Annotated in this window: 6 protein-coding genes and 2 pseudogenes; 1 reads left to right on the top strand and 7 read right to left on the bottom strand. The window is 69.6% G+C overall.

Features of this window, described 5'->3' with window-relative positions; all coding sequences use genetic code 11:
- From ACFWF3_RS19390 to ACFWF3_RS19375, 4 genes and pseudogenes are all read right to left on the bottom strand, one after another.
- Nucleotides 1-205 (bottom strand): annotated as a pseudogene (locus ACFWF3_RS19390) (cytochrome P450); the annotation flags it as partial.
- An 89-nt stretch (nt 206-294) separates the two neighbouring features.
- Complete coding sequence (locus ACFWF3_RS19385) at nt 295-1,146, bottom strand: alpha/beta fold hydrolase (RefSeq protein WP_379314723.1); 852 nt, start codon at nt 1,144-1,146, stop codon at nt 295-297.
- A gap of 21 nt (nt 1,147-1,167) precedes the next feature.
- Nucleotides 1,168-1,614 (bottom strand): PaaI family thioesterase, encoded by a 447-nt coding sequence (locus ACFWF3_RS19380; protein ID WP_378988382.1) that lies wholly within the window; start codon nt 1,612-1,614, stop codon nt 1,168-1,170.
- Nucleotides 1,615-1,783: 169 nt separating this feature from the next.
- Nucleotides 1,784-2,770 (bottom strand): zinc-binding dehydrogenase, encoded by a 987-nt coding sequence (locus ACFWF3_RS19375; protein ID WP_378988380.1) that lies wholly within the window; start codon nt 2,768-2,770, stop codon nt 1,784-1,786.
- Between the two features lie 207 nt (nt 2,771-2,977).
- Here ACFWF3_RS19375 and ACFWF3_RS19370 point away from each other — a divergent pair, with 207 nt between their 5' ends.
- The gene (locus ACFWF3_RS19370; RefSeq protein WP_379314722.1) at nt 2,978-4,195 is read left to right on the top strand and encodes a DUF418 domain-containing protein; all 1,218 of its coding nucleotides are present in this window, start codon (nt 2,978-2,980) and stop codon (nt 4,193-4,195) included.
- Between the two features lie 145 nt (nt 4,196-4,340).
- On the opposite strand, the gene ACFWF3_RS19365 is transcribed toward ACFWF3_RS19370, so the two are convergent.
- The 3 genes and pseudogenes from ACFWF3_RS19365 to ACFWF3_RS19355 form a co-directional block, all read right to left on the bottom strand.
- Nucleotides 4,341-5,015, bottom strand: coding sequence for a class I SAM-dependent methyltransferase (locus tag ACFWF3_RS19365; protein WP_379314721.1), 675 nt, complete (start codon nt 5,013-5,015; stop codon nt 4,341-4,343).
- A gap of 149 nt (nt 5,016-5,164) precedes the next feature.
- On the bottom strand, nt 5,165-6,136 hold the full coding sequence (locus ACFWF3_RS19360) for a zinc-binding dehydrogenase (RefSeq protein WP_379314720.1): 972 nt from the start codon (nt 6,134-6,136) through the stop codon (nt 5,165-5,167).
- A gap of 33 nt (nt 6,137-6,169) precedes the next feature.
- Nucleotides 6,170-6,556, bottom strand: a pseudogene (locus ACFWF3_RS19355) (TetR/AcrR family transcriptional regulator); the annotation flags it as partial.

Here is a 6,556-nt window from a genome sequence, read left to right as displayed (position 1 = left end):
GCACGGCGTCCTTGCCCAAGCGCGGATCGGCGAGCGCGATCTTGGCTTCGGGATAGCCGACGACCACCCAGCGCACGACATCGTCGGGGAAGCGAACCCGATGGACGGGGCCCTCGGCGCGCCACCGGCGGTACTGCGCGTGCGGATCGTCGAAGAAGTCGGCGCCGATGGACTCGACAGGGGCGGAAGCGGTGAGGTCGGCCATCGAATCGACGGTACCCGCGCCGGGCCGAACGCGCATCGACCGTACACACCGGAAGCACGGAAAGCCCTGTGACGAACACGAATTCGCGATCAGGTGGTGCGTGGCTCCGTCGTCGAGGTACTCGACTCGACCGATGCCAGGAAATCCCGAAGGAGTTCGGTGACGGCCTCCGGTTGTTCGAGGGAACTCGAGTGACCGCACGCGGGGATCGTGTGGAGCCGGGCATGCGGGATGAGCGCGGCGATCTGGCGGGCATGCGGGAGCGGGGTGGCGGCGTCGTCCGCGCCGACGATGATCTGGGTGGGGACGGTGATCGCCGCGAGTTCGCCGTCGACGGCGCCGCGTTCGGTGACACCGTGGACGGCGTTGCGGGTGCCGATACGATCGATTCCGGCCAGGCGACGCGACCACTCGCGGACGACTTCCTTGCCGGTGCCGGAAGCCCGAAACGAGGGGCCGAACAGGTGCGTGGCCACCCGGCCTGCGATGGGGCGGATGCCGAGCCAGCGCAGCGCCAGGGCCAGCCGGTGGTATTCGCCGATCTTGGCGGGATCCTCGGCCTGAGCGCTGGTGTCGAGAAGCGTGAGCGATCGCAGGAGTTCGCCGTGCCTGGCGGCCAGTCGTTGGCCGACGAAGCCGCCCATGGACAGCCCGACCCAGTGCACGGGGCCCGCGTCGAGAGCGCGGATCACCCCCACCGCATCGGCAGTGAGAGTGTCCATGTCATAGCCGCCTGCGGTGGGTGGGGTATCGCCCTGACCTCGCCAGTCGAGGGTGACGCACCGGTAGTCGCCTTGCAGGGCCTCGAGCTGGGCGCGAAACATCCAGCCACCGAACAACAATCCGTGGCCGAAGACCACGGTGGCGGCGTCGGGTGTGCCCGAGGGAGCGCCGGTGTCGGTATAGGAGATCGGAACACCGTCGAGAGTAATGATCGGCATGGGGTCACTCGCCGCCGGTGCTCAGGCCGCCGCGAGGCGAACGTTGCGCATCGTCACCAGCGCGGTGGCACACAGGATTTCGCCGGATTCCTCCACCGAGAACACGTCGGCGGCGGCGATCGTGAGCAGTGCGCCCGGCTTGATCACCCGGCCGCGGGCGACCACGTTCGGCCCTTTGGCGGGCGCGAGAATCTTCACGGTGTAGTCGATGGTCATGTTCACCCAGCCTGCGGGCAGCAGCGTGCCCGCGGCCGAGCCGGCGGCGAAATCGGCGAGCGAGCCGAGGACCCCGCCCTGGAAATAGCCGTCGTGCTGGGTGAGTTCGCGCCGGTGTGGTTGCACGATCTCGACGTCGCCGGGCTCGACCCGGCTGAAGTGGAAACCCAGGTGCGCGGCGGCGGGCATGGACAGCACGACGCTGGGGACCAGCTGTGCGAAGTCGGGATTGGGGGCCTGTGCTGCGGTCATCGGCTCAGTCCTCTGCTCGGCAGCGGCGCGGCGTCGCCGCTGCTCCTGCGGCGAATCCTGCCCGCTGACGGCGCGCGGGAACAGCCCATCGCGGAAATTTCGCCTGCTGTTGGGAGTCCGGAAAGAGTGCGGCCGGGCGAGTGGCGCGTTCACCCGCCCGGCCGAGCGTTCAGCGAGTTCCGGCGTGCAGGACCACTTTGCCGTTGCGGCCGGGAGTTTCGGACACCACCGCGGCCTCGGCGGCCTGCGCGAGCGCGAAATCGGCCTGGACATCCAGTCGCAGGGTGCCGTCGGCGGCGAGGGTGACGAGTTCGGTGATCAACCGCACGTAGTCGGCCCGGTCGATGTCGGAACTGCGCTGCTGGCCCCAGAATCCTTTCACCACAGCCTGTTTGAAGATGACGGCGCCGGTGTCGATGATCAGCGGTTTGCCCGACAGCGCGCCGAAGGAGATCAGTTCACCGCGCGGGGCGAGCAGCGCCATCAGATCACCCGCGGCCGGACCGCTGACCTGGTCGACGGCGCGCACGATCGGTTCGCCACCGGTGATGTCGGCCCCCGTGGCGAGCCAGCCCACCGATTCGGTGTCGAGCACGGGACCGTAGCCGAGCTTTTCCAGCGCCTGCACCGACGACTGGCCGCGGACCAGGCTCAGCACCCGCACTCCGCGTTCCTTCGCGAACAGGTTGAGCAGGCGACCGACCGCGCCGTTGGCGGCGTTCACGACGATCCACTCACCGGCCCGCACCTGGAGATCGTCGAGCAGCATCAGGGCGCTCAGCGGCATGGCGAGCAGCTGGCAGGCGGTCTCGTCGGGCACGGAATCCGGCATCGGCACCGCTTGTTCGGCGCGGGCGACGAAGGAATCCGCCCAGGCGCCACGGACGCCGGCGATCGCCACCCGCTGACCGACCTGAAGTGCGTCGACACCGGGGCCGACCGCGTCGACGACGCCGGCCGCCTCGGTTCCGGGGATCGCGGGCAGCGGCGGCCGATAGCCGTAGACGCCGCGGATGATCGCCAGATCGTGGTTGTGGATCGGCGACAGCGACATCGCGATCCGCACCTCACCCGCCCCGGGCTCGGGGGTGGGCGCCTGCTGTGCGGTGAGCACATCCTTCGGTTCGCCGAATTCATCGATGACAACTGCCTGCATGTCCGCCTCCGTGGTGGTTGCGAGTCCCTGCCGAGCGTGATCGTGCTCCATTGTGGCACCGTGACGGGCGCGGGTGGCTCAGGGATGCCCATGGTCGGACCCGGCTGTCAATACCTCGCAGGGCTGAGAGCGGGTCACTCCGACAGGGCCTGAAAATAGCTCGCACGGTGGACGAATGTGACCGGGAGGCGTGCGTACCCTCGGTGCATGGCAGACGCGCTCGGAACACGCTCGCCCGCAGTGCGATCCGGATCGCGGATCGCCGAGGTCGACATCCTGCGTGGGTTCGCCCTGTTCGGGATCCTGATCACCAACGTGGTCGTGGCGACCTCGCTGTGGTCGGTGGTAGGCACGCGCGAGGATCCGGTACTGCGTTTCGGCGGCACCGTCGATCTGCTGGTACGGGCCACCGTCGACGCGCTGTTCGCCGGGCGGTTCTACCTGCTGTTCGCGTTTCTGTTCGGGTACTCGTTCACGTTGCAGATCGCGGCGGCCCAGCGTGCGGGGGCTTCGCCGGTGCGGCGGTTGCTGCGGCGGTGTGCCGCGCTGATGGCGATCGGACTCGTCCACGTCTACCTGCTGTGGATCGGCGACATCCTCACCCTGTACGCGTTCCTGTGCCTGACCCTCATCGCGCTGCGTAAGTTGCGGCCGCGGACCGCGGTGATCACCGGTGTGGTGCTGTACGCGACGTGGTCGGCGTGGAGCTTCCTGCCCGGCAGTACCGGTCTTCTCGCCTTCGGCGAGCTCGTCGACCTGCCCGCGATATCGGCCGACTACACCGCGGATTTCGCATCGACGTTCTCCGCGCAGACGGCCATCGCGCCGGTGTTCCTGTTGCTGATCTGGTTCAGTCAGGGCGTACCGAGCCTGGCGATGTTCCTGATCGGCATGGCGGCGGGCAAACGCAACCTGTTCGCGGATCCGGATACGCTGCGCCGCTGGTCCTTACGCGCACTCGTGATCGGCTTCGCCATCGGTGTTCCGATCTCGGCGATAACCTTCGCCGAGTCGATGACCTGGTGGCACGCCCCCGCGGTGATCCACGGCCTGCAAATGCTGGTGAACCCGTTCATGACGTTCGCCTATGTCGCCGCGGTCCTGCTCGCCGCGCAGTCCGCACGCCTTGGCCGCTGCACCGCCCTGCTCGCCCCGGCCGGGCGCATGGCCGCCACCAACTACATCGGGCAATCCGTGGTGCTGATGCTCGTCTACACCGGATACGGCCTAGCCCTCGCCGATGACATCGCACCCCTGGGCGTCATCGCGATCGCCCTGCTCACCTTCGCCGCCCAGCTCGCGTTCAGCGCCTGGTGGCTACGCGGTCATTCGTACGGCCCGGTGGAGTGGTTGCTCCGCGCCGCGACCTACCTGACCGTCCCGACGTGGCGTCGCCCCGTACAGAACGCTGCGCCCGGCGTCTGAGGCGCCGATTCGGCGCTCTACCGTCTGGGGGACGGCGACATTCTCACGCTGTACGCGGCCCTGGGCCTGGTCTTGATCGCGATTCGCGCGCTCGGTCCGCGTTCGGCCGCCCCCGCGGACCGCTCCTGCCTGGCGTTGCCCGGTGTCAGTCGGCGGTGCGCGGCGGGCGGTGGAACTCCGCCCGCCAGCGGTGCAGACCTGAGGCGTCGGCACGGGAGACGGTTTCGACCCGGACCGGGGTCAGGTCGGAGGCGGTGAAAGAGTCGATGTCGGCGCGGGTGAGCGGCCAGGGCGGGCCGGCGGTCGCGGGGGTCTGGCTGATGTCGGCGATCACGAGCAGGGTCGCGCCGGGCGCGAGGAGGTCTCGGATACCGGTGATGGCGTGGGCGCGGACGTCCAGGGGCAAGGATTGAACGGTGATCGACTCGACGACCAGGTCGAAGGCGTGGAGCCAGGTCGGCGGCGGGTGGAGGAGGTCGGCAACCTTGTAGGTGACGGGGGAATGCGGGAATCGGGCACGGGCGCCACGGATCGCGGTGGGGGAGATGTCGAAGGCCGTGGTTCGGATACCTTGGGAGGCAACGAATTCGGCGTCGATGCCGTATCCGCAGCCGATCACCACGGCCCGCGCTCCCTGAGGCAGGGTGGCGGTGCGGAGCCAGTCGACCAGCAGGGGATTGGGGACGTCGCGATCCCACGGAACCACCGAGGTCCCCGCGGCGGCCGCGGCGTAAAGCGGTTCGAACCATCCGGTCGGATCGTTCGCGGCCAGCGACTGAGCGGCGAGGCGACGATCGGCGGGCGGCTGCGCGTCGGTCATAGGTCCAGTCTTCACCACCGACCCTCGCCCCGTCGTCCGACATTCGGGGACGCGCCCGACGACCGGTGAGCTGGTCGGTTGATCATCAGGCCCGGGTACCGGAGATTCCGGCCGGATCACCACCGCCGGAGCCCGATGATCTCGACCTGTCAGGGGATCAACACGACTTTGCCTGTGGTGGAGCGGGATTCGAGAGCGTGGTGGGCGGTGGCGGCCTCGGCCAGTGGGAATTCGGTCACTGCGGGACGGAACAAGCCGGTGCCCGCGCCGGCCAGGGCGCGTTCGGACAGGACGCGCAGGTCACCGCCCGCCCGCTGGATCATCGGCGGGCCGAGCACGGTTTCGGAGGTGATGCCGCGAGCGGCGGTGTCCACCTGTGCCGGAGCGCCCGCCGACCAGCCGAAAACCAGGTGGGCGCCGCCGGGGCCGAGCAGGTCTACGGCGGCTTCGGCGACCGGCCCGCCGACGCCGTCGAACACGACGGTCGCGGCTCGGCCGCCCAGCTGGGCGCGTACCTTCGCCGGCCAATCCGGCAGTGTGTAGTCGACCGCGATATCGGCGCCGTCGGCTCGCGCCATCGCCACCTTGTCCGGTCCACCCGCGAGCCCGACCACTGTGGCGCCCGCGGCGACGGCGTACTGGACCAGCAGGGTGCCGATCCCGCCGGCCGCCGCGGTCACCACCGCGATGCTGTCGGCATCGAGTTCGGTGAACTGGAGAATGCCCAGCGCCGTGCGACCGGTGCCGACCATCGCGACGGCGGCGCTGAAGCTCACACCGTCCGCAACGGCAAGGAGGCGTTCGGCTTCGGTGACCGCGAGCTCGGCATAGCCGCCGGGTGCGGTGCCCAGGTGGGCGACGACACGCGTACCGAGCAGGGCGCCGTCGACACCGTCGCCGACGCGGTCCACGACTCCGGCGACCTCGCGGCCGGGGACCGTCGGTAGCTCGGGTACCGGGAACGGGCCCCGCTCACCACGGCGTAACGCGGTGTCGACGAGGTGGACCCCGCAGGCCGCCACGTCGATGCGGACCTGACCCGGGCCCGGTGTCGGATCCGGCATCGACGCGTAGCGCAGGTTCTCGGCGGGACCGAACTCGTGGAGCTGAATCGCATGCATGACGTCAGTGTTCAACCTGAACGGTGCTCGAGGTCAAGCGCGACGGGCGGCCCGGGCGGCGAAACCGTCGCAGAGTGCTTCGAGGCCGAGGAACAGCAGGTCCTCGGAGGTCAGGTCGCTCACCCCGGCTCCCTCGAGCTCGGCCAGTGCCGGCGGGACGGGGAAGGAGGGTGTGCCCTCGAGGAGATCGCGCAGTCCGTTGGTGTCGTCGGTGGCGGTGCGCTTCTCGGCGAGCAGTGCGCCGCCGACCACCGGCAAGCTGGCGCCGGAGATGTAGTTCCAGACGGAGAATCCCATCGTGGTGGCCTCGCGGGCGGTCACGTCGAGTTCGCGCAGGCCTTCGACCAGCCAGGCCCCGCCGCCGGAGGACGGCTGCGCGGTGAACCGGTCCCGCTCGTCGAAGAGGTCGTCGCAGCATTC

It is taken from the genome of Nocardia sp. NPDC060220 (assembly GCF_042727815.1).
GTDB lineage: Bacteria > Actinomycetota > Actinomycetes > Mycobacteriales > Mycobacteriaceae > Nocardia.
The sequence above is the reverse complement of the archived record's forward strand: the minus strand, read 5'-3'. Positions and strand labels throughout refer to the sequence as shown.

What these genes read in the sequence shown, in the direction of transcription:
- ACFWF3_RS19385 (WP_379314723.1), bottom strand. Translation starts at nt 1,146, where the DNA reads ATGCCGATCATTACTCTCGACGGTGTTCCGATCTCCTATACCGACACC.
- ACFWF3_RS19380 (WP_378988382.1), bottom strand. Translation starts at nt 1,614, where the DNA reads ATGACCGCAGCACAGGCCCCCAATCCCGACTTCGCACAGCTGGTCCCC.
- ACFWF3_RS19375 (WP_378988380.1), bottom strand. Translation starts at nt 2,770, where the DNA reads ATGCAGGCAGTTGTCATCGATGAATTCGGCGAACCGAAGGATGTGCTC.
- ACFWF3_RS19370 (WP_379314722.1), top strand. Translation starts at nt 2,978, where the DNA reads ATGGCAGACGCGCTCGGAACACGCTCGCCCGCAGTGCGATCCGGATCG.
- ACFWF3_RS19365 (WP_379314721.1), bottom strand. Translation starts at nt 5,015, where the DNA reads ATGACCGACGCGCAGCCGCCCGCCGATCGTCGCCTCGCCGCTCAGTCG.
- ACFWF3_RS19360 (WP_379314720.1), bottom strand. Translation starts at nt 6,136, where the DNA reads ATGCATGCGATTCAGCTCCACGAGTTCGGTCCCGCCGAGAACCTGCGC.